At 71.4% G+C, this 22,311-nt stretch carries 16 protein-coding genes; 13 read left to right on the top strand and 3 right to left on the bottom strand.

Annotated features, from left to right (window positions below):
• Window positions 1–43 precede the first annotated feature (43 nt).
• The gene (locus O7616_RS23440) at window positions 44–1,003 is read left to right on the top strand and encodes a TAXI family TRAP transporter solute-binding subunit (protein WP_282303956.1); all 960 of its coding nucleotides are present in this window, start codon (window positions 44–46) and stop codon (window positions 1,001–1,003) included.
• An 8-nt stretch (window positions 1,004–1,011) separates the two neighbouring features.
• Here O7616_RS23440 and O7616_RS23435 read toward each other — a convergent pair whose 3' ends face one another.
• Both O7616_RS23435 and O7616_RS23430 read right to left on the bottom strand, forming a co-directional pair.
• On the bottom strand, window positions 1,012–2,475 hold the full coding sequence (locus O7616_RS23435; protein WP_282303955.1) for a HAMP domain-containing sensor histidine kinase: 1,464 nt from the start codon (window positions 2,473–2,475) through the stop codon (window positions 1,012–1,014).
• 4 nt (window positions 2,476–2,479) lie between these two features.
• Window positions 2,480–3,163 carry a response regulator transcription factor gene (locus O7616_RS23430; protein ID WP_282303954.1) on the bottom strand — a complete coding sequence of 228 codons (684 nt, stop codon included), beginning with the start codon at window positions 3,161–3,163 and terminating at the stop codon, window positions 2,480–2,482.
• 146 nt (window positions 3,164–3,309) lie between these two features.
• Here O7616_RS23430 and O7616_RS23425 point away from each other — a divergent pair, with 146 nt between their 5' ends.
• From O7616_RS23425 to O7616_RS23370, 12 genes are all read left to right on the top strand, one after another.
• Window positions 3,310–4,332, top strand: a complete 1,023-nt coding sequence (locus O7616_RS23425) for a tripartite tricarboxylate transporter substrate-binding protein (RefSeq protein WP_282303953.1) — start codon at window positions 3,310–3,312, stop codon at window positions 4,330–4,332.
• 1 nt (window position 4,333) lies between these two features.
• A complete protein-coding gene (locus O7616_RS23420; RefSeq protein ID WP_282303952.1) occupies window positions 4,334–4,795 on the top strand; it encodes a tripartite tricarboxylate transporter TctB family protein in 462 nt (153 codons plus the stop codon).
• A 20-nt stretch (window positions 4,796–4,815) separates the two neighbouring features.
• Window positions 4,816–6,321: a tripartite tricarboxylate transporter permease gene (locus tag O7616_RS23415; protein ID WP_282303951.1), complete on the top strand. Its 1,506-nt coding sequence runs from the start codon at window positions 4,816–4,818 to the stop codon at window positions 6,319–6,321.
• A 103-nt stretch (window positions 6,322–6,424) separates the two neighbouring features.
• Window positions 6,425–8,335, top strand: coding sequence for a Na+/H+ antiporter NhaA (gene nhaA, locus O7616_RS23410; protein WP_282307706.1), 1,911 nt, complete (start codon window positions 6,425–6,427; stop codon window positions 8,333–8,335).
• A 485-nt stretch (window positions 8,336–8,820) separates the two neighbouring features.
• A complete protein-coding gene (locus tag O7616_RS23405) occupies window positions 8,821–12,858 on the top strand; it encodes a discoidin domain-containing protein (protein ID WP_282303950.1) in 4,038 nt (1,345 codons plus the stop codon).
• 125 nt (window positions 12,859–12,983) lie between these two features.
• Complete coding sequence (locus O7616_RS23400) at window positions 12,984–14,171, top strand: MFS transporter (protein WP_282303949.1); 1,188 nt, start codon at window positions 12,984–12,986, stop codon at window positions 14,169–14,171.
• A gap of 116 nt (window positions 14,172–14,287) precedes the next feature.
• A complete protein-coding gene (locus tag O7616_RS23395) occupies window positions 14,288–15,952 on the top strand; it encodes an ABC transporter substrate-binding protein (RefSeq protein ID WP_282303948.1) in 1,665 nt (554 codons plus the stop codon).
• A 6-nt stretch (window positions 15,953–15,958) separates the two neighbouring features.
• Window positions 15,959–16,915: an ABC transporter permease gene (locus tag O7616_RS23390; protein WP_145780691.1), complete on the top strand. Its 957-nt coding sequence runs from the start codon at window positions 15,959–15,961 to the stop codon at window positions 16,913–16,915.
• Window positions 16,912–17,796 carry an ABC transporter permease gene (locus O7616_RS23385; protein ID WP_282303947.1) on the top strand — a complete coding sequence of 295 codons (885 nt, stop codon included), beginning with the start codon at window positions 16,912–16,914 and terminating at the stop codon, window positions 17,794–17,796. The genes O7616_RS23390 and O7616_RS23385 overlap by 4 nt, the downstream gene beginning before the upstream one ends.
• Entirely contained in the window at window positions 17,793–18,794 is a 1,002-nt protein-coding gene (locus O7616_RS23380; RefSeq protein WP_282303946.1) for an ABC transporter ATP-binding protein, read from the top strand. Before O7616_RS23385 ends, O7616_RS23380 begins: the two co-directional genes overlap by 4 nt.
• Window positions 18,791–19,792, top strand: coding sequence for an oligopeptide/dipeptide ABC transporter ATP-binding protein (locus O7616_RS23375; RefSeq protein ID WP_282303945.1), 1,002 nt, complete (start codon window positions 18,791–18,793; stop codon window positions 19,790–19,792). Before O7616_RS23380 ends, O7616_RS23375 begins: the two co-directional genes overlap by 4 nt.
• Window positions 19,789–21,579, top strand: coding sequence for a gamma-glutamyltransferase family protein (locus O7616_RS23370; protein WP_282303944.1), 1,791 nt, complete (start codon window positions 19,789–19,791; stop codon window positions 21,577–21,579). The genes O7616_RS23375 and O7616_RS23370 overlap by 4 nt, the downstream gene beginning before the upstream one ends.
• Here the strand turns inward: O7616_RS23370 and O7616_RS23365 are convergent.
• Window positions 21,576–22,259 carry a GntR family transcriptional regulator gene (locus tag O7616_RS23365; RefSeq protein ID WP_282303943.1) on the bottom strand — a complete coding sequence of 228 codons (684 nt, stop codon included), beginning with the start codon at window positions 22,257–22,259 and terminating at the stop codon, window positions 21,576–21,578. The genes O7616_RS23370 and O7616_RS23365 overlap by 4 nt on opposite strands.
• Between the last annotated feature and the right edge of the window lie 52 nt (window positions 22,260–22,311).

Below are 22,311 nucleotides of genomic sequence, written 5' to 3'. Positions count from 1 at the left end.
GGCGTACGGCCGCTGACGCTGGGGGCGGACGTACCATCTCGGCATGGCACTGGACCCGGGGATGCGGTTCGGTCGACGGGCGGTGCTGCTGGCCGGCGCGGGGTTGCTCGTCGGCTGCTCGCAGGAACCCGAGGTGGGCGAGGTCCACCTGCGGCTGGCGACCGGGCCGGCGGGGGCGGTCTACCGGCGCATCGGTGGCGCGCTGGCCGACCACATCTCCGAGCAGGTGCCGGGCGCGACGGTGACCACCGTGCCGAGCAGGGCGTCCACCGACAACATCCGGATGCTGCGGGCCGGCGAGGTGCACCTCGGCCTGACGAGCCTGGACGCGTTGATCGAGTCCGACGGCAGCGCGCCCCGGGGGTTGTCGGCGATCTGTCGGCTCTACGACAGTCACCTGCATCTGGTGGTGATGGCCGATTCGGCGATCGGCGACTTCCGGGACCTCGAGGGCAGGCGCCTGTCAGTCGGTGCACGCGACTCGGGTACGGAGTTCACCTCGTCGCGGGTTCTGCGGCTCGGCCCGGTGACCGTCGTCCGCAGGCAGCTCAGCCAGGCCGAATCGGCGGCGGCGCTGCGCGACGGCACGATCGACGCGATGTTCTCGCTGACCGGCGTCCCGACACCCGCCATCACCGAGCTGGCGCAGCGGCACCCCATCCGGCTGATCCCGTTGGACGCGCAGGCGGGCGGGCTCTTCACGGCGTACCCGGGTCCGTACGCCCCGGCGATGATCCACGCGACTGCCTACACCGGTGTCCCGGCGACCCGCACGGTCGCCGTACCGAACGTACTGCTCGCCCGCGACGACCTGCCCGACGACCTCGTCTACGCCATCACCGACACGGTCTTCACGCACACCGGCGCGATCACCTCCGCCGGCCGGGACGACGCCGGCACCCTGCCCGAGGCGTGGCAGATCAACGTGCGTACCGGGATTTCGACGGCGTCGGTTGCGCTGCACCCGGGCGCGGCGGCCTGGTTCCGCGACCGGAAACGGTGACCGGGCCGTCAGATCGACGCCGGAGCGTCGGACGGCGACACCACCTGCGCCACGACCGGCAACACCACCACCGCGGCGAGACCGTGCCCGGAGCCGTCCGGACGCGGCAGGCCGTCCTCCAGGCGCAGCTCGCCCCCGGCCGCTCCGATCAGGTCGGCGCAGATCGCCAGCCCCAGGCCGGTCCCGGACACGTTCTGGTGCTGTGGCGACCGCCAGAACCGTCGTAACGCCTGGGCCCGCTCGGACCCGTCGATGCCCTGGCCGTCGTCGCGGACGGCGACCGCCACCACGGCCGCGGCACGGTCCACGACGCCCGCACCACCGGGGACGACCTGGGCGGCCACCTCCACGACCCGTGCGCCGGACAGCCGCAGCGCGTTGCTGACCAGCTCGTCCAGGATGCTGCCCAGGCCGCCCGGCGGCTCCAGCAACCGCAGACCCGGCGGTACGTCGACGGTCAGCGTCTGCCCGGCCGTGGCCGTCAGCGCCCGCCACCTGTCGACCCGGGTCGCCAGCACCTCGTCGAGGTCCACCGGCGACGCGGTCCGCAGACTCTCCATCCGCGCGCTGGCCTGCAACGAGTTCAGCATCCGCTGCATCGCCTTCAGCTCGTCGACGGCGACGTCGTACACCTGCCGACCGTCGCCCTCCGGTCGCAGGTGTGGCGCGAGGCTCTCCACCGCGAGCCGGAGGCTGGTCAACGGGTTGCGCAGCTGGTGCGAGGCGTCGGACACGAACGCGCGTTGTCGCTGCGCGGCGTTCTCGACGGCGTCCATCATGGTGTTGAACGACTGCGCCAGCCGCCGCAACTCGATCGGCCCGGCCTCGGCGTCGGCGCGGATCGTCAGGTCACCCGCGGAGATGCGCGAGGTCGCCGCGTCCAGTTGCCGTACCGGCCGCAGCACCCACGCCGACACCGGCCAGGCGACCGCCGCCAGCGCGACCAACGGCAGCAGCCCGAGCCCGGCCAGCCGGGCCCAGCGGACGAGGATCAGCTCACGCGTCCTGGACAGGTCGGAGATCGTCACGACGGCGCCGACGACCTCGCTGTCCCGGCCCACCGGCTCCGCCACGACGAGGGCGGAGTCGGCCCACGGCGCCCACTCCCAGGACGGTTCGGACCGGGCACCGGCCAGTGCCGCGGTCACGATCCGGGGCAGGGCCGGCTCGGTGCGCGCCGCCTCCTCGTACGCGTCGGCCGGCCCGAGGAGCACAGTGCCCGACGTGTCGATCAGCGCGACCGGGATGCCGTAGAGGTCGTGGTAGCGCGTCAGCTCCTGCTGCAACGCCTCGGTCCGTCCGGTGGACAGTGCGGTCTCGGCCAGCGAGGCGAACCGGCCGACGTCGTCGAGCCGGTTGACGTACGTCTCCTGCATCTCCCGTTCGGCCACGGTGACGCTGAGCGGCACCCCGAGCGCCGTGACGAGAAGCACCGCGAGGGGGACCAGGACGACGAGCAGGCGGCGGTGCACAGCGTCAGCCGATCAACTCCGGCTGGTCGGCCAGGAGCCGATAGCCGACGCCGTGGACGGTGCGGATGACCACTCCCGGCCCGAGTTTGTGCCGCAGCGCCGCGATGTGGGTGTCCAGGGTACGGCTCGACGACTCCCAGGCCGCACCCCAGATCTGGTCGAGGATGACGTCGCGACTGACCACGTTGGGCGCCCGCCGGGCCAGGAGCAGGAGCAGGTCGAACTCCTTGCGGGTCAACGGCACGGGGGTGCCGTCGACGGCGACCTCACGGGTGCCGACGCAGATCCGCACCGGGCCGAGGACCAACGGTGCGTCCGACCGGCCGGAGGCGCGGGCGGCACGGGTGCGCCGCAGCACGGCGTCGATCCGGGCGAGCAGTTCCGGTATGCCGAACGGCTTGACGATGTAGTCGTCCGCCCCGGCGCGCAGGCCACGGACCCGTTCGTGCTCCTCGGACCGCGCGGTCACCGCGATGACGGCGGTCTGCGGATGGTCACGCAACCTGCGGATCACGTCGAGCCCGTCGCCGTCGGGCAGACCCAGGTCGACGAGGACGACGTCGGACGGCGCGGCGCGCACCGCCTCCGCAGCCGTGGCGACCCGGTGGACCTCGAAGCCCGCCTGGGTCAGGACGGTCACCAGACCCCGCGCCACGCGGTCGTCATCCTCGATGACGGTTATCCGCATACCAGCGGATTGTACGGCCCGGACCGGCGCTCGCGCGGTCCGCGAGTTCTTGGGATTTCTCTGACACCATGCGTGCCCCGACCAGCAGAGACTGGGTTGTCGAAGACACCGAGGGATGTCCATGCGCTGATGGGGAGGACCGCCGTATGGGAACGACCAGTAGATACCGCGCCACCGGACGGATGATCGCCACGCTCGGCGTGGTCGGGCTCGTCGCGGCCTGCTCCGGAAACGGGGGCGCCACCGGCGGAGGCGACGCCGCGGGTTACCCGGACCAGAACATCACGATCGTCGTGCCGTTCAGCGCCGGCGGACCGACGGACACGGTCACCCGCATGATCGCCGAGCCGATGGCGGCGAAGCTCGGCGGCAAGATCGTCGTCCAGAACGTCGAGGGTGCCGGCGGCACTGTCGGTGCCGGCCAGGTCGCACGGGCCAAGTCGGACGGCTACACGGTGCTCATGCACCACATCGGCATGTCGACGGCGCCCGCCCTGTACAAGAGCCTGGGCTACAAGCCACTCGACGACTTCGAGACCGTCGGTCTGGTCACCGAGGTGCCGATGACGATCGTCGCCCGGAAGGACTTCGCGCCCGCGACGCTCCCGGACCTCGTCACCCACGTGAAGGCGAACGCCGGCACTGTCACGCTGGCCAACGCGGGCATCGGAGCCGCCTCCCACCTGTGCGGCCTGCTGTTCCAGACCGCCACCGGTGTGAAGCTCCAGGAGGTCCCGTACCAGGGCACCGGCCCCGCGTTGACCGACCTGGTCGGCGGGCAGGTGGACTTCATGTGCGACCAGACGACGAACACCAGCGGCCAGATCGCCGCGGGGAAGGTGAAGGCGTACGCGGTCACCACCCCAGAGCGGGTGAAGAGCCTTCCCGACCTGCCCACCACCACCGAGGCCGGGTTGCCGCAGCTGAAGGTCAGCGTGTGGCACGGGCTCTACGTACCGGCCGACACGCCGCCGGAGATCGTCCAGAAGCTGTCCGAGGCGTTGAAGGTGGCGCTGGCCGACCAGGGGGTCATCGAGCAGATGGCGAAGCTCGGCACCGCCCCGGTCCCGGCCCAGGACGCGACACCGGAGGCGCACCGGGCCAAGCTCGACGAGCAGCTCGCCACCTGGGCGAAGATCATTGCCGACGCCGGGGTCAAGGTGTCCTGAGGTGGACCGTCGTCGGTCGTTCCCGGACGTCCTCGCCGGGGGCGTGTTCGTCCTGATCGGTGGCGCGTTCGTGGTGGGGGCGCTCGGCTACGAGCTGGGCACCCCCACGCGGATGGGCCCGGGTGCCTTCCCACTGCTGGTGGGCGCGGCCGTGGTCGCCCTGGGACTGGCGATCGTCGGGAAGGGCCTCGTCGCCGGTGAGGTGATCTCGTTCGGACCCGTCCCGTGGCGGGCGGTCGCCGTCATCGTGCTCGCGGTCCTGTTCTTCGGCTTCACCGTCCGGCGTCTCGGTTTCGTCCCGACGACGGCGGTGACCGCCCTGCTCACGACCCTGGCCAGCAAACGCGTGCGGCTGCTCACGGCGGTGGCCGTGACCGCCGGGTTGACAGTGGCCAGCACGCTCATCTTCGTCGTCGGACTCCAGCTGCGGATTCCCCTGTGGGGCCCGTGGCTGGTGTTCTGACGCGGCATCCGGATTGAGGCATGGAACTCCTCGACAACCTCGCGCTGGGCTTCTCGACGGCCCTCCTGGTCCAGAACGTCCTCTACTGCTTCGTGGGTGTGCTGCTCGGCACCGCGGTGGGTGTCCTGCCCGGTATCGGGCCGACCGCGACGGTGGCGATGCTGCTGCCGATCACGTTCAGCTTCGAGCCGGTCACGGCGCTGATCATGCTGGCCGGCATCTACTACGGCGCGCAGTACGGGGGTTCGACGACAGCCATCCTGATCAACCTGCCCGGTGAGTCGTCGGCGGCGGTCACCGCGCTGGACGGGCACGAGATGGCCCGCCAGGGCCGGGCCGGACCGGCCCTCGCGGCCGCGGCGATCGGGTCCTTCGTCGCGGGTACGGTCGCCACCGTGGCGCTGGCCGCCGCTGCTCCACCGCTGGCCGGCGTCGCCTTGAAGTTCGGCCCGGCCGACTACTTCTCGCTCGTGCTGTTCGGCCTGATCGTGTCGATCGCGCTGGCGCGCGGCACGGCCCTCAAGGCCCTGGCGATGATCGCGCTCGGCGTGCTGCTCGGCACTGTCGGCCAGGACATCTACACCGGGACGCCCCGGTTCGTGTTCGAGCAGCGGGAGTTGTACGGGGGCATCGACTTCGTGTCGGTCGCCGTGGGCCTGTTCGGGGTGGCCGAGATCCTGCGCAACCTGGAGAACGAGCAGACCCGTACGGCGATCGTCAACCGGGTGACCAACCTCTGGCCGACCCGGGAGGACCGGCGTCGGATCGTCGCCCCGATCGCGCGGGGCACCGGTCTCGGCGCGGCGCTCGGTGTCCTGCCCGGGGGCGGCCACGTGCTCGCGTCGTTCACCTCGTACGCCGTCGAGAAGCGGGTCTCGAAGCGGCCGCAGGAGTTCGGGCACGGTGCCATCGAGGGGGTCGCCGGTCCCGAGTCGGCGAACAACGCCGCCGCGCAGACGTCGTTCATCCCGCTGCTCACCCTGGGTCTGCCCGCGCACCCGGTGATGGCACTGATGATCGGCGCGTTCATCGTCCACGGCATCACCCCCGGCCCGAACGTCATCAACGACGAACCGGCGCTGTTCTGGGGTCTGATCGCGTCGATGTGGATCGGTAACGTGATCCTGCTGCTGCTGAACCTGCCGCTGATCGGCCTCTGGGTGCGCATGCTGCGTATCCCGTACCAGGTGCTGTTCCCGATGATCATCCTGTTCGCCGCGATCGGCACCTACTCGCTGAACTTCAACGCGTACGACGTCTACGCGATCGCGTTCTTCGGGATCCTGGGCTACCTGCTGATCAAGTGCGGGTGCGAGCCGGCGCCGCTGCTGCTCGGCTTCGTCCTCGGCCCGTTGCTGGAGGAGCACCTGCGACGGGCGCTCATCATCTCCCGTGGCGACCCGTCGGTCTTCGTGACCCGACCGCTCTCCGCGGTGTTCCTGGTCCTGGCCGTCGCCGCGCTCGTGGTCGCCGTCCTCCCGGCGATCCGGCAGCGCCGCGCCGCCGTGTTCACCGAGGAGGAGTAGGGATTCCCGCCCCACGACGGTCGGTCGGCCATTGCCTCAATCGGGACCGCGTCTCGGTCGGGTCAACGAAGATTGTCCCGTGACGAGCAACAGCCCGCGCCGGATGATGACCAACCGGACCGTCTGGGAGGGGCGGTTCAACGCTCCGCTGCGCGCGTTCCTGCGCACCGAGACCGGCGGCGCGCGGGTCGTCCTGGTCGCCGCGGTGGTGGCGCTCGTGTGGGCCAACCTGCACCCGTCGTCGTACGAGTCGGTCTGGAGCACGTCCCTCTCCGTGCGGCTCGGCGACTGGCCGGTGTCACACGACCTGCGAACCTGGGTCAACAGCGGGTTGATGACGGTCTTCTTCCTGGTGGCGGGCCTGGAGTTGCGTCGGGAGTTCGACATCGGCGAGCTGCGGGAGCGGCGGCGACTGGCGTTGCCGTTGCTGGCCGGGGTCGGTGGCATGCTCGTGCCGATCGGGATCTACCTCGCGTTCAACGCGGGGCAGACCACCGCCGCCGGCTGGGGTGCGGTGATGGCCACCGACACGGCGCTCGCGCTCGGTGCGCTGGCCGTCTTCGGACCACGCTTCTCCGACCGGCTGCGCGGCTTCCTGCTGACCGTCTCCGTCGTCGACGACCTGGTCGCGATCGCGGTGCTGGCCATCGCGTACCCGAACCACCCCTCGACCACGGCGTTGCTCGTCGCGGCGGTGATCTTCGGTGTCGTGCTGGTCGTCCGGGCGTGGGGCGTGCGGTTCGGGCCGGTCTACGCGCTGTTGGGGCTGGCAGCCTGGGTCGCGGTCTCGGAGTCCGGTGTCGACCCGGTCGTGGTGGGCCTGATCATGGGGTTGCTGACGTACGCGTACGCCCCCGGGCGGGACGAGCTGCAGCGCGCGAGCGACCAGTTCCGCCTCTTCCGGGAACAGCCCACCCCGCAGCTCGCCCGGATGGCCCAGGCCGGTCTCACCTCGGCGCTGTCGCCGAACGAGCGGCTGCAGACCCTCTACCACCCGTGGGCGAGCTACGTGATCGTGCCGCTGTTCGCCCTGGCGAACGTCGGGATCATGCTCGACGGCGAGCTGCTGTCCCGGGCCCTGACCTCCCCGGTGACGCTCGGCGTCGTGGCGGCGTACGTCGTCGGCAAGCCGGCGGGGATCGTGGCCGCCTCGTGGCTGGTGGCCCGGCTGAGCGGCAACCGGTTCCGGCCGCCTGTCGGCTGGGTGGCCGTGGCGGGAGTGGGCACGGTCTCCGGTATCGGTTTCACCGTCGCCCTCCTGATCGCCACCCACGCCCTGCACGGTCCGGCGCTCGACGAGGCGAAGTTCGGCATCCTGGTCGCGACGGTCGGTTCGTCGGTCGTGACCTGGCTGGTGTTCCGTGCCGTCGCCCGACTCTCGCCGATGCGACGTGCGCGCGCCCTGCTCGGCGTCACCGAGGCCATCGTCGACCTGAAGCTTCCGGTCGAGTCGGGGCGCGACCACATGCGCGGGTCACTCGACGCGCCGGTGACGGTCGTCGAGTACGGCGACTTCGAGTGCCCCTACTGCGGGCAGGCCGAGCCGGTGGTGCGGGAGATGCTCGCCGACTTCGCCAACGTCCGGTACGTCTGGCGGCACCTGCCGCTCACCGACGTCCATCCGCACGCCCAGCTCGCCGCCGAGGCCGCCGAGGCGGCGGGGGAGCAGGGCGCCTTCTGGGAGATGCACGACCTGCTCCTCACCCACCAGGACGCGCTCAACCCCACCGACATCCTGGGCTACGCCGAGCAGCTCGACCTGGATCTCGACATGTTCCGGGAGCACATGGCCGGACGGATGGGTGTGGACCGGGTGGCCGAGGACGTCGAGTCGGCCGACCTGAGCGGGGTCACCGGCACCCCGACCTTCTTCATCAACGGCCGGCGCCACCACGGCGCGTACGACATCGTCGCGCTCTCGGCGGCGGTGAAGGGGGCGTTCGCCGCCGCGAAGCTCCGGCCCGAGTACCACCGTCGCGACCGTCGGCGCGGCGAGGGCCCGGCGACGAGCTGACCGCCCGTCATCCTCACCCGGTGGCCGCGGCATCCTGCGCTCGCTCCGCGCCGCGTGGGCCGAGGGTGTCGGTCGGTGCCTGTGGAGCTGAATCGTTTGCGACATCAGCCTCGATGTTCGCCCGTCGACGGCTGAGGGTCATGGTTCGGAAATTCATCCCCGAGGGCTGCGACCAACCGAGCTGATTCGTTTGCGACATCAGCTCCACAGGCAGCGTGCCAACCGACCCCGCCAAACCTCGCCGCCTCCAACCCATCGGGCAGGATCGTGGTGCCTGGCCGAATCCGATCACCGGCAGCGGTGGCAGGACGTCCGGACGGGCCGGGCCACGCCGGTTGGTGCGGTCCGACATGGATCACCGTGCGTATCCGTGTTCGTGTGATCACGATCGACTCGGCCTCTTGACTCCGGCGAAACATGCGGCCACGATCTGACAACGTTGTCACAGACCCTCGTCTGACAACGTTGTCACGTCTGGAGGCAGAATGTCCGAGCCATCGTCCCTGTCGCGGCGTACCTTCCTCTCCGCCGGAGCCACGCTGCTCGCGTCGGTCGGAGCGGCCGCGGTCCTCCCGGACGCGGCCGTAGCCGCCGCCCCGGCGACGCCGCCTGCCACCCCGCAGCCGACCGACCTCGCCCGGTACCGGCCGGTCGCGGTCTCCTCGACCGACTACGCGCCGACGCCCGCGACCTTCGCCGTGGACGGTCTGCCGCAGGTCGGCGTCCGGGGGAGTGGCTGGCGGGCGGCGGGCAACGCCGATCCACAGTGGATCTCCGTGGACCTGCAGGCGCTCTGCCGGGTCGAGGCCGTCACCCTGGTCTTCGAGGCGACGCTCGCCGACGGGCCGTTCGACGGCAACTACACCGAGACCGACGGCGACGAGATCCTCTCCAGCGCCGCCACGGCGTACCGGATCGAGGTCTCCACCGACGGCCACACCTGGCGGTCGGTCTACGAGACGACCGAGGGTCAGGGCGGCGTGCAGGCCATCAAGCTGCCCGAGCCGGTCGACGCCCGCTGGATCCGCATGACCGCCACGAAGCGTTCGAACAGCAACCCGGTGGGCCTCAACGGCTTCCAGGTGTACGGCGTGCCCCTGGCGCCTCGGCCGACGGCCGAGGGCTGGACGAGCTGGGAGGACGGCAACACCGGTCCGGCCCCCGCGCTCACCGTCGCCGCCGACGGCACGGTGCCGCTGGAGTCGGGCTGGTCGTTGACGATGGACGACTTCGCGGGCACCGCCGACGGTGCCGAACTCTCCCGGGCCGGCGTCGACGTCCGGTCCTGGCTGCCGGCGACGGTGCCCGGCACCGTGCTGGGCACCCTGGTCGAGCAGGGCCACCTGCCCGACCCCGTGTCCGGCTTCAACAACATGCGCATCCCCGAGGCGCTGTCCCGGCACACCTGGTGGTACCGGCGCGCCCTGCGGTTGCCACGCGGGCTGGACACGTCGGCCGGTCGGCGGATCTGGCTGGAGTTCGACGGCATCAACCACGAGGCGACCGCCTGGGTCAACGGCGTGCAGGTCGGCAGCGTCAAGCACCCCTTCGCGCGGGCGGCCTTCGACATCACCGACGCCCTCGCCGGTCACCGGGGCGAGCACGTCCTCGCCGTCCGGGTCACCCCGATGCCGCACCAGGGCACCCCCGGCGACAAGGGCCCCGACGGGCGTACCTTCCTCCAGTCGGCCCACCACTACCTCGACGCGCCGACCTACCTGGCGGTGTCCGGCTGGGACTGGATGCCCGCCGTCCGCGACCGGGTCACCGGCCTCTGGGACCACGTCCGGCTGCGCAGCACCGGCGCCGTGGTCGTCGGCGACCCGCACGTGCAGACCACGTTGCCGGACCTGCCCCAAACCGACACCGCCGAGGTCACCATCCGGGTGCCGGTCCGCAACGCGACGGCCACCGCCACCACGGTCACCGTCCGCGCCGAGTTCGACAAGGTACGCGTCGAGTCCACCGTCACCGTCCCCGCCGGCGGGAGCACCACCGTCACCTTCGCCCCGGAGCGCTTCCCCGCGTTGCGCCTGCGCAAGCCCCGGCTGTGGTGGCCCAACGGCTACGGCGACCCCCACCTGTACGACCTCACGCTCACCGCCACCGTCAAGCGCGCGGTCAGCGACCGGCGTGAGCTGCGCTTCGGCATCCGGCAGTTCGCCTACGACTGGCACCAGCCGATCGTGATCTCGCCGCCCGGCAAACCCGCCCTGGACTTCGTCGACGGGGCGGCGACCCAGACCGTCACGTTCGACCGGCAGCACGCCCGGCACGTCCGCATCCAGGCCGGTCAGCGCGCGACCGGCTGGGGCATCTCGATGTACGCGCTGTCGGTGGCCGACGGCACCGGCCCGGACCTCGCCCTGCGCCGCGACGCGACCGCCTCGTCGGCGGAGAACGACACGAACGTGGCCGCCAAGGCCGTCGACGGCGACGCGACCACCCGCTGGGCCTCGAAGGCCGAAGACGACCAGTGGATCCAGGTCGACCTCGGCGCGGCTGTCGACTTCGACCGGGTCACCATCGTCTGGGAGCAGGCGTACGCGCTGGACTACCGCGTGCAGGTCTCCGCCGACGGGGACACCTGGACCGACGTGACGTCGGTCAGCAACGACACCCCGCTGGGCAGCCGCGCCGAGCAGGTCGAGACGTTCGCCAGCCGGACCGCCCGGCACCTGCGCATCCAGACCGGTGCGCGGGTGACCTCGTGGGGGGTGTCCATGTGGACGCTCTCGGTGCGGCGGCAGGCCGAGCCGGACGTGGACCTGGCCCTGGGCAAGGTCGCCAGCGCGTCGTCGTCGGACGGCGACTCCAACGGACCGGACCGGGCCGTCGACGGCAACCCCCGCACCCGGTGGTCGTCGAAGTTCGAGGACGACCAGTGGATCCAGGTCGACCTCGGCGCACCGGTCACCTTCGACCAGGTCGTCATCGTCTGGGAGCAGGCGTACGCCCGCGACTTCGTCATCCAGGTGTCGGACGACGGGCGGTCGTGGACCGACGTGAAGTCGGTCAGCAACAAGATCACCGAGCTGAAGATCACCGTCAACGGTGTGCCGGTGTTCGCCCGGGGCGGCAACTGGGGCTGGGACGAGCTGCTGCGCCGGGTGCTGCCCGACCGGCTGGCCGACACCGTCGAGATGCACCGCGACATGAACTTCACGATGATCCGCAACTGGCTCGGCAGCAGCAACCGCGAGGAGCTGTACCGGGCCTGCGACGAGCAGGGCATCCTGGTCTGGAACGACTTCTGGCAGGCCGGCGGGTTCCTGCCCAACCCGCCCGGCTACGTGGACATCGCCGCCGACACGATCCGTCGGTTCCGGCACCACCCCAGCATCGTGGTGTGGTGCGGCGCCAACGAGGGTGACCCGCCGCCGATCGTCGACGCCGGCCTCAAGCAGGCGGTCAGCACCGAGCACCCGGAGATCCTCTACATCCCCAACTCCGCCAGCGGCATCGTCAGCGGGCGCGGGCCGTACCACTGGGTCGACCCGAGCACCTACACCGACGTGACGATGTACGAGGCCGACTCCTTCGGCTTCCACACCGAGATCGGCATGCCGGTCGTGTCGGTGGCGGAGAGCATGCGCAACCTCGTCGGTGACGCGAAGGAGTGGCCGATCAGCGAGGTGTGGAACTACCACGACTGGTCGACGATCGGTAACCAGCGCGTGGGGACGTACCAGGCGGCCATCGACGCGCGGCTCGGGGAGTCCGGCTCGCTCGACGAGTTCGCCACCCGGGCGCAGTTCGTCAACTACGAGAGCCACCGCGCCATGTTCGAGGCGTGGAACGCCAACCTGTGGCAGGACGCCACCGGCCTGCTGCTGTGGATGTCGCACCCGGCGTGGCACAGCACGGTCTGGCAGACCTACGACTACGACCTCGACGTGAACGGCGCCTACTACGGTGCCCGCAAGGGTTGCGAGCCGCTGCACGTGCAGGCCGACCCGGGCACCTGGCAGGTCCGGGTGGTCAACCACACCGCGGCGGCGCTCACCGGCGTGACGGTCACCGCCCGGCGGTACGACCTGTTCGGTCGGCAGGTGGGGACGCCGCAGCGGCAGCGGGTGGACGTGGCCCGTTCGGCGACGACGGCGGTCTTCCCGCTCGCCGCGCCGGACGATGGCGGGCTGCACCTGGTCCGCCTGGAGCTGCGCGACGGCCGTGACCGGCTGCTCACCGAGAACACCTACTGGCGCTACGACAAGGCCGAGCAGATGCGGGCGCTCAACGACCTGCCGAGCACCCGGCTGTCCACGTCCTCGGGCACGGTGCGTGTGGTGGACGGCCGCAACACGGTCACCACGACGGTCCGCAACCAGGGCCGTACGGTCGCCGCGTTGGTGCGGCTCGCCGTGCGTGACGAGCATGGTGCGAGGGTTCTGCCGGCCCGCTACGACGACAACTACTTCTGGCTCCTGCCGGGGGAGACCCGCGAGGTGCGGGTGTCGTGGCCCGCGCGGCCCGGCCTGGCCCGTCGAGCCCGGGTGACGGCGCAGGCGTACAACTCCTAGGAGTACGCGGTGGGAGGCGCGCGGTCCCGGCCGCCTCCCACCGCGTCGCGCCTGTCCCACCACCTGATGAGGGCGTTTAGGTCGGTTGGCGCACCTCGGTCCGGGACCGAGACCATGCTGTACCTGTGACACGGTCCGGTTCCCCGTCCGGCGCGGCACGGGTCTCGTTCGCGTTCTGGATCACGCTCGTGGGCACCACCGTGCCGACCCCGCTCTACCCGCTCTACGAGATGGAGTTCGGGTTCTCGTCGTTGACCGTGACCGTCGTCTACGCGTTGTACGCGTTGGGCGTGGTCATCGGGCTGCTGGTTCTCGGTCGGCTCTCCGACCAGATCGGCCGTCGTCCGGTCATCCTCATCGCGCTGGTCCTGTCGGTCGCCGCCGACGCGGTCTTCCTGTTCGCCGTGGACCTGGCGATGATCATCGTGGGTCGGATCATCGCCGGTCTCTCCGCCGCGCTGATCATCGGCGCGGCGACGGCGGCGCTGGCGGAGTTGATCAGCCGTCGGCATCCGAAACGGGCCGCCACCGTGTCGATCTTCGCGAACCTGGGTGGTCTCGCCACCGGCACGCTGCTGTCCGGGATCGTGTCCGACGTGGCCCCGGACCCGCTCCGGCTGCCCTGGGCGATCGTGCTCGTCCTGGCGGTGATCGCGATCATCGTGATGCGCGGTGTGCCGGAGACGGTGCGGGAGCGTTCACCGGTGACCCTGCGGGTGCAACGGTTGTCGGTGCCGCCGGCCATCCGGGGCGACTTCGTCCGTTCGGCGATCACCGCCGGGGCGGGTTTCGCGGCCCTCGGAGTGCTGACGTCGGTGACCGGCCTGTTCCTCGGCATGGTCCTGCACGAGGGGTCGCACACCCTGGCCGCGCTCGTGGTCTTCGTGGCCTTCACCGGTGCCGCGTTCGGTCAGTTGCTGACCCGCGTCCTGTCCTCGCGCGCCGCTCTGGCCTACGCCTGCGTCGGGCTGGTCGTGGGGGCCGGTCTGCTCGCGTTCAGCATGTGGATGGCCCTGCTGGCGACGCTCTTCGTCAGCGCGGCGGTCGTCGGGGTCGCGTCCGGTGTGGCGGTTGGCGACGGCGTCGCGACGATCACGATGAAGACCGCGCCGCAGCACCGGGCCGAGGCGGTGTCGACCTTCTTCGCCATCCTGTTCGCGATGCTCGGCGTGCCCGCGGTCGGGGTCGGCCTGCTGATCCAGACGATCGGGTTGCGGCCCGCCGGCGAGATCTTCAGCGCGGTGGTGGCGGTGCTCGCGCTGGTCGTCCTGCTCAGCCTCGTGCGGGGCGGCCGGACCCGGACCGCGAGCTGATCGCCGCCGGAGCGCGAAGGGGTTCGGCCGGGCTTCGGAAAGCCATTCAGGGAGGTCTTGCGGCGGTCATCGTATACAACATACGCTCCCCGAATCGCCCATTCGAGGAGCTCTCCATGACGAACCTCTTTGTCAGCGACACGAGCCGTTTTCTGCGGGCCGCGGTCGTGGCGGCCACCGTCGTCTGCGCGGTCGTCGCCTGCTCACCGGTGTCCGACAGCGGCGGCGACGACCAGTCCGGCGGCAACCAGTCGGCCGGCCAGGACTCCTTCGGTACGCCGGCCGACCCGGCCGCCGTGAAGCAGGGCGGCAAGCTGGTCATCGCCCTGTCCGCCGAGCCCGACGCGTTGGACCCGACGCTGTCGAGAAGCCTCTACTCCCGCTACGTCTTCCAGGCGATGTGCCAGAAGCTCTACGACGTCGACGAGAAGGCGCAGGTCGTACCCCAGCTCGCGACCGCGCTGCCCACCACGAGCGGCGACGGCCGGACGGTGACCATCCCGCTGCGCCCGGGCGTCCGCTTCGCCGACGGCACACCGTTCGACTCCGCCGCGGTGAAGGCGACCCTGCAACGCCACCTCACCAACTCCCGGTCGGCGCGCAAGAGCGAACTCGGTCCCATCGACGGCGTCGACACCCCGGACGCGCAGACCGTCGTCCTGCGGTTGAAGCAACCGTTCGCGCCGCTGCTGGGCGCCCTCGCCGACCGGGCCGGCATGATCATGAGCGCCACGGCGCTGCAGAGCCTCGGCGACGACTTCGCCTCCGCACCGGTCTGCGTCGGTCCCTTCAAGTTCGCCAAGCGGGTGCCCCAGAACTCGATCGACGTCGTGAAGGACCCGAACTACTACGACGCGAGCAAGGTGCACCTCGACGCCATCTCGTGGCGCATCCTCACCGACGCGAGCATCCGCGCCGCCAACCTGCGCTCCGGCGACGTGCAGGTCGCCGACAGCGTGTCCACCCAGGACGTCGCCTCCCTGCGGCAGGACGCCGCGGTCTCCGTCCTGCAGTCGCAGTCCCTCGGGTACCAGGGGTTGACCATCAACGTCGGCAACGTCGACGGGGTCGGCACCGCGCCCAAGCCCATCAATCGACCCCTCGCGCAGAACGCCAAGGTACGACAGGCGTTCGAGCACGCCATCGACCGCAAGGCGCTCGTCGACGCCGTCTTCAACGGCCTGCACACCGCCGCCTGCTCGCCGATCTCGCCCGCGAGCCCGTTCTCCTCGCCCGAGGCGCAGACCTGCCCGGCGCACGACCCCGCCAAGGCCAAGCAGTTGCTCACCGAGGCGGGCGTGCCGACGCCGTACCCGGTGACGATGCTCGCCTCCAACACCCCCGACACGCTGCGGCTCGCCCAGGCGCTGCAGTCCATGGTCAAGGACGGCGGGTTCGACCTGAAGATCAACCCGGTCGAGTACTCGTCGCTGCTCGACGAGCAGGACCGTGGCAACTTCGAGCTGTTGCAGCTCGGCTGGAGCGGGCGCATCGACCCGGACGCCAACATCACGAACTTCGTCGGCACCGGGGCCAGCCAGAACGTCGCCGGCTACAGCAACCCGCAGCTCGACACCCTGCTGACCCAGGCCCGCCAGGCCGGCGACGTCGAGGAGCGCAAGAAGCTGTACGGGCAGGCGGTCACCCTGCTGCAGCAGGACGACGCGCTCATCTACCTCTACCGGCAGCGGAACCTGACCGCCGTCAGCAAGCAGATCCAGGGCCTGCAGGTCTTCCCGGACGGTGTGCTCCGGGCGGGCTTCGCCGGCTTCGCCAAGTAGGTCACGGTGGCCCGATATCTGCTCACCCGTGCCTGGCAGTCGGCCCTGACCCTGCTGTTGTCGACGGTCGTGGTCTTCGTCGGCGTACGGGCGCTGCCCGGTGACCCGGCCCTCGCCCTCGCCGGCGAGGACCGGTCACCGGAGGCGCTGGAGGCGATCCGCCGGCACTACGGGCTGGACCAACCGCTGCCGGTCCAGTTCGCGCAGTACGTGGAGCGCATGGCGCAGGGCGACTTCGGGGTGTCCATCCGCACTGGCACCCCGGTCTCGTCGATGCTCACGACCGCCCTGCCGGTGACAGTCGAGTTGTCCGTCCTGGCGATCCTCATCGCCTCGGCGCTCGGGGTCGGCGCGGGCGTGCTCGCGGCGGTGCGTCGCGGACGGCCGGCGGAGTGGCTGGCCAACGGTCTGGCGCTGATCGGCCTGTCGGTGCCGCACTTCTGGCTGGGGCTGCTCGCGATCCTCTACCTGTCCGTGGCGACCGGGCTGTTCCCCGCCTCCGGCTTCGTGCCGATCCTGGAGGATCCGGTGGACAACCTGCACCACATCGTGCTGCCGGCGGTGATCCTCGGGACCGGCCTCGCCGCGATCATCATGCGGCAGACCCGCTCGGCGATGCTGGACTCGCTCTCGTCGGACTACGTGCGCACGGCGAAGGCGAAGGGCCTGCGACCGCGTGCCGTCATCACCCGGCACGCCCTGCGTAACAGCCTCATCGTGGTGGTGACCGTCGTGGGCCTCCAACTCGGAGGGCTGATCTCGGGCGCGGTCGTCACGGAACAGATCTTCGGGCTGCCGGGCTTCGGCAAGATGACGATCGACGCGGTGTTCCAGCGGGACTACCCGGTGATCCAGGCCGTCGTCCTGCTCACCGCGACGGCCTACATCGTGATCAACTTTCTGGTCGACCTGCTCTACTCGGTCATCGACCCCCGCATCCGGGTGACGGGAGATCCGGCATGACCGTCCTCACCGTACCGATGGCGGAGACCGCCGTCGGCGTCACCAGGCGTACGCGGGTGTTGCGCCGGTTGCGCCGCAACCCCCTCGCGGTGGTCAGTTTCGTCGTGCTCGCGCTCGCGGCGGTCATCGCGCTGCTCTCGCCGTGGATCGCGCCGTACTCCGTCGACCAGACCGACTTCGCCCGCACTGTCGCGCCGCCCGGCACCGCCGGGCACGTGCTCGGCACCGACGACCTCGGTCGGGACGTCCTCTCCCGCATCATGCTCGGCGCCCGGGCGTCGTTGCAGGTGGGGCTCCTGGCGGTGGCCACCTCCCTGGTCATCGGGGTGCCACTCGGGCTGGCGGCCGGCTACTTCCGCGCCTGGGACGCGGTCATCTCGCGCCTCACCGACCTGCTCCTCGCCTTCCCGTTCCTGATCATGGCGGTGGGGTTGGCGGCCATCCGGGGAGCCAGCCTCGGCAACGCCGCGGTGGCCATCGGCATCGCCCAGATCCCCGGGGTGATCCGGGTCGTCCGCTCCGACACGCTGCGCCTCAAGTCGTTGGACTTCGTCGCGGCGGCCGTGGTGGACGGGGCGAGTGACCTGTGGGTGCTGGCCCGGCACATCCTGCCGAACGCGACGTCGGTGATCCTGGTGCAGGCCACCGTCGCCATCCCGGCCGCGATCCTCGGCGAGGCGGTGCTGTCCTTCCTCGGCCTCGGCATCCAGCCACCGGCGCCCAGCCTGGGCACCATGCTGGCCACCGCCCAGCAGTTCGCCGCCCGGGCACCGTGGGCGGCGGTCTTCCCCGGTGTAGTGATCATGGGTTTGGCGCTGGCGTTCAACGTCTTCGGTGACGCCCTGCGGGACGCCCTCGACCCGAAGGGAGACCGCCGATGACCACGGTCACCGCGCCCGTGCTGGAGATCCGCGACCTCTCGGTGTCCTTCCCGACCGAGACCGGCACCGTCTCGGCGGTGGACGGCGTCAGCCTGGACCTCGCCCCCGGGGAGATCGTCGGAATGGTCGGCGAGTCGGGGTGCGGGAAGAGCGTCACCGCGATGAGCATCGCCGGTCTGCTGCCCGGCAGCGCCCGGATCACCGGCTCCGTACGCCTCGACGGCACCGAGCTGGTCGGCGCCCGCGAGTCGGCGTTGCGCCGGGTACGCGGGCAGGAGATCGCCTACATCTTCCAGGAGCCGATGACGTCGTTGAACCCGGTGCTCACCGTGGGGCGGCAGATCGGGGAGGTGCTCCAGGTCCACGAGCGGATGTCCCGACGGGCCGCCCGAGCCCGCGCCGTCGAGTTGCTGACGCTCGTCGGCATCCCGTCCGCAGCCCTTCGCGTCGACACCTATCCGCACCAGCTCTCCGGTGGCATGCGGCAACGCGTGATGATCGCGATGGCGGTGGCCTGCGGCCCGAAGGTGCTGGTGGCCGACGAGCCGACCACCGCGCTGGACGTCACCGTCCAGGCCGGCATCCTGCAGGTGCTTCGCGACCTGCGGGACCGGCTCGGCACCAGTGTCCTCGTCATCACGCACGACCTGGGCGTGGTCGCCGACATCGCGGACCGCGTCGTCGTCATGTACGCGGGGCGCGTCGTGGAGCGGGCACCCGTGGACGACCTGTTCGCACACCCCCGGCACCGGTACACCGCCGGGCTGCTGTCGGCGTCACCGCGGCCGGGGCGGCACGCCGGCACGCACCGGTTGACCGAGATCCCCGGCTTGGTGCCGGTGCTGTCGACACAACCCGACGCGTGCACCTTCGCGGACCGCTGCCCGGCCGCCGACACCACGTGCCGCGACGCGGCCCCGCCTCTGACGGGCATCGGTGGCGGGGACCACCTCGCGGCGTGCTGGCACCCCTGCCCCACCCAGGAGGCGACCCGATGACGCCGCAGCCGAACGCCCTGCAGATCGAGGACCTGGTGATGCACTTCGGCCCGGTCCGCGCCGTGGACGGGGTGTCCCTCACCATCCCGAGGGGGCGGGTCACGGCGCTGGTGGGGGAGAGCGGCTCCGGCAAGTCGACGGTGGGCCGCTGCGTGGTGCGGCTGGTCGAACCCACCGCCGGGACGATCCGGATCGCCGGCACCGACGTCACCCACCTGTCCCGGCGGCGGCTACGCCCGCACCGCGGCGCGGTGTCGATCGTCTTCCAGGACCCGGCCGCGTCACTGGACCCGCGCATGCTGGTGGGGGACATCGTGGCCGAGCCGCTGCGGCTGGCCGGCAGGCGGCTCTCCCGACGCGAACGGGACGCCCGCGTCGCCCCGCAACTCGAACGGGTGGGCCTCCGCGCCGAGGTGGCCCGCCGCTACCCCCACGAACTGTCCGGCGGGCAACGCCAACGGGTCAGCATCGCCCGGGCGCTGATCTCCGAGCCGATGCTGCTCATCGCCGACGAACCCACCAGCGCGCTCGACGTGTCGGTGCAGGCGTCGGTGCTCAACCTCCTCGCCGACCTGCAACGCGACATCGGGTTCGCCTGCCTCTTCATCACCCACGACCTGTCCGCCGTCGAGTACCTGGCCGACGAGATCGCCGTCATGTACCTGGGCCGACTCGTCGAGAAGGGCACCCGTGAGCGGATCTTCGCCCGGCCCGCCCACCCGTACACGCAGGCGCTGCTGTCCGCCGCGCCGGTGGCCGACCCGGTGCGCCAACGGCAGCGGCAGCCGGTGCTTCTCGGCGACGACCTGCCCTCCGCGCTCGACCCGCCGTCCGGCTGCCGGTTCCGGACCCGGTGCCCGCTCGCGTTCGACAGGTGCGCGACGGAGGTGCCGGCGCAGACGGCGATCGGCGACGGGATGGCCGCCTGCCACCTGGTCCGGCCGGACGGCACCGGCCCCGACGTTCGCACCGCAGATCCCAGTGAGGTGTTGTCATGACGTTCACCACCCGACCCACGTTGCAGGGCACCTTCGGCATGGTGTCCTCGACGCACTGGCTCGCCAGCCAGGCGGCGATGGGCATCCTCGAACGCGGCGGTAACGCCTTCGACGCGGCGGTCACCGCCGGGTTCGTCCTGCACGTGGTCGAGCCGCACCTGAACGGCCCGGGCGGCGAGGTCCCGGCCATCGTGGCCACCGTGCGGGACCCCAGACCGAAGGTGCTGTGCGGGCAGGGTCCGGCACCGGCCGGCGCCACCATCGCGCACTTCCGGTCCCTCGGAATGGATCTCGTCCCGGGGGCCGGGCCGCTCGCGGCGGCGGTACCCGGCGCCGTGGACGCCTGGCTCCTGCTGCTGCGCGAGCACGGCACACTCACCCTCGCCGAGGTGCTGGAGCCGGCGATCGGCTACGCCGCCGCCGGTCACCCGCTGGTGGGCCGGGTCGGTGACACCGTGGCGGCCGTGCGGTCGTTGTTCGAGGACCACTGGCCGACCTCCGCCGCGCTCTGGCTGCGCGGCGGCCGACCACCGCGCGCGGGGGAGATGGTCACCAACCCGGCGTACGCGGACACCCTGCGCCGACTCGTTCAGGCGGGGCAGGCGGCCGGCGCGGACCGGGAGGCGCAGATCGAGGCAGCGCGACGCGCCTGGAGCACGGGTTTCGTCGCCGAGGCGATCGACGCGTTCAGCCGACGGCCCTTCCAGGACTCCAGCGGCCGACCGAACGCCGGTCTGGTCACCGGGGACGACCTGGCCGCGTACTCGGCGACCTGGGAGGAGCCCGCCACCATCGACTGGCACGGCTACTCGGTGGCGAAGACCGGGTTCTGGGGTCAGGGCCCGGTGCTGTTGCAGGCGCTGGCCACCCTCGACGCGCTCGACGACCCCGCCGCGTACGACCCGGACACCGCTACCGGTGTGCACGCCCAGGTCGAGGCGCTCAAGCTCGCCTTCGCCGACCGGGAGGCCTGGTACGGCGACGACGTGGACGTGCCCGCCAAGGCGCTGCTCTCCCGGGAGTACGCGCGGGAGCGGGCGGCCCTCGTCGGTGACCGGGCGTCGGTTCAGTTGCGGCCGGGGCGCCCCGACGGGGCGCAGCCCCGCCTACCGGTGCACGTCCGACCCGGTGTCGGGCGGCGGGCCGACCCGACGGACGCGACGACGGGGGAGCCGACGGTGCAGTCGGACGGTGTGACCCGTGGCGACACCTGCCACGTCGACGTGGTCGACAGGTGGGGCAACATGATCTCCGCTACCCCGAGTGGTGGGTGGTTGCAGAGTTCGCCGACCATCCCGGAACTCGGCTTCCCGCTGGGCAGCAGGTTGCAGATGTTCTGGCTGGAGGAGGGTCTCGCGTCGTCGTTGGCGCCGGGGCGGCGCCCGCGTACGACGTTGAGCCCGACGATGGTGCACCGCGACGGGGAGCCGGTGCTGGCGTGCGGGACACCCGGTGGCGACCAGCAGGACCAGTGGCAGTTGCCGTTCCTGCTGCGGCACCTCGTCGGCGGTCGGTCCCTGCAGGAGGCGATCGACGCGCCGGCCTGGCACACGCTGGGCCTGCCGGGGTCGTTCTATCCACGGGACTCGGAGCCCGGCGTCCTGGTGGTGGAGGACCGCTACGACGACAGCGTGCCGGCGGCCCTGCGCGCGTACGGGCACGAGGTGCGTGTCGTCGACGGGTGGAGCCTCGGTCGGCTCTGTGCCGTGACCCGTGACCCGGCGACGGGTGTGCTGGCCGCCGGTGCGAACCCGCGCGGGATGCAGGGTTACGCCTGCGGCCGTTAGGCGGTCACTCCGTAGCCGCCCTCGGCGTTCTCGTGGGCAGCGGCGGACGCCGCGTCGAGGTGCGCGAGCGCGGCCCGCTCGGCGCGGTCGCCGTCACCTGACTCGATGGCGTCGACGAGCTGGATGTGCTCGGCCCACGAGTGTGGTGCGCGTTCCGCCGCCCCGAGCCGGAAGACCCACTGGACATGGAGGTAGAGCGACTTGGCGATCGACGACAGCCAGGGGTTCCCGCTGATCTGCAGGATGCGCAGGTGCAGTCTGCTGTTCAGCTCGGCGACCCGGGCCAGGTCCTGTCGCTGGGTCGCCTCGCGGCCCTGGTCGAGCAGGGCCCGCAGGGCGGCCACGTCGGCGGGGGTGGCCCGTTCGGCGGCCAGCCGGGCGGCCAGCGTCTCCAGGCGCTCGCGGACGGCGAACATGTCGGCGATGGTCCCGCTGCTCGGTGAGGCGACCACCGCTCCCCGGCGGGGGAGGATCAGGACGAAACCTTCGGCCTCGGCGACGCGCAGCGCCTCCCGGACCGGGTTGCGGGAGACGCCGAAGTCCTCGGCGAGCCGGTCCTCGGTGAGCCGTTCACCGGGCAGGTAGTCGCCGTCGATGATCGCGGTGCGCAGTGCGGTGAGGACCTGATCGCGTAACGGCAGGTGTTGGGCGCCGAGCTTGTCCCGCAGATCGTCAGCCACCTGGTCGCCTCTCCGTGAACATGTCCGGACAAAGTGTATACGAAGAACAATC

The sequence above is a fragment of the Micromonospora sp. WMMD964 genome, assembly GCF_029581455.1.
Classification (GTDB): Bacteria; Actinomycetota; Actinomycetes; order Mycobacteriales; family Micromonosporaceae; genus Micromonospora.
Note: the sequence above shows the minus strand (reverse complement) of the source record. Positions and strands in the feature narration are given on the sequence as shown.

Coding starts and splice junctions, on each gene's coding strand:
- O7616_RS23440 (WP_282303956.1), top strand. CDS start 44: ATGGCACTGGACCCGGGGATGCGGTTCGGTCGACGGGCGGTGCTGCTG.
- O7616_RS23430 (WP_282303954.1), bottom strand. CDS start 3,163: ATGCGGATAACCGTCATCGAGGATGACGACCGCGTGGCGCGGGGTCTG.
- O7616_RS23425 (WP_282303953.1), top strand. CDS start 3,310: ATGGGAACGACCAGTAGATACCGCGCCACCGGACGGATGATCGCCACG.
- O7616_RS23375 (WP_282303945.1), top strand. CDS start 18,791: ATGACGCCGCAGCCGAACGCCCTGCAGATCGAGGACCTGGTGATGCAC.
- O7616_RS23380 (WP_282303946.1), top strand. CDS start 17,793: ATGACCACGGTCACCGCGCCCGTGCTGGAGATCCGCGACCTCTCGGTG.
- O7616_RS23415 (WP_282303951.1), top strand. CDS start 4,816: ATGGAACTCCTCGACAACCTCGCGCTGGGCTTCTCGACGGCCCTCCTG.
- O7616_RS23395 (WP_282303948.1), top strand. CDS start 14,288: ATGACGAACCTCTTTGTCAGCGACACGAGCCGTTTTCTGCGGGCCGCG.
- nhaA (WP_282307706.1), top strand. CDS start 6,425: ATGATGACCAACCGGACCGTCTGGGAGGGGCGGTTCAACGCTCCGCTG.
- O7616_RS23385 (WP_282303947.1), top strand. CDS start 16,912: ATGACCGTCCTCACCGTACCGATGGCGGAGACCGCCGTCGGCGTCACC.
- O7616_RS23370 (WP_282303944.1), top strand. CDS start 19,789: ATGACGTTCACCACCCGACCCACGTTGCAGGGCACCTTCGGCATGGTG.
- O7616_RS23405 (WP_282303950.1), top strand. CDS start 8,821: ATGTCCGAGCCATCGTCCCTGTCGCGGCGTACCTTCCTCTCCGCCGGA.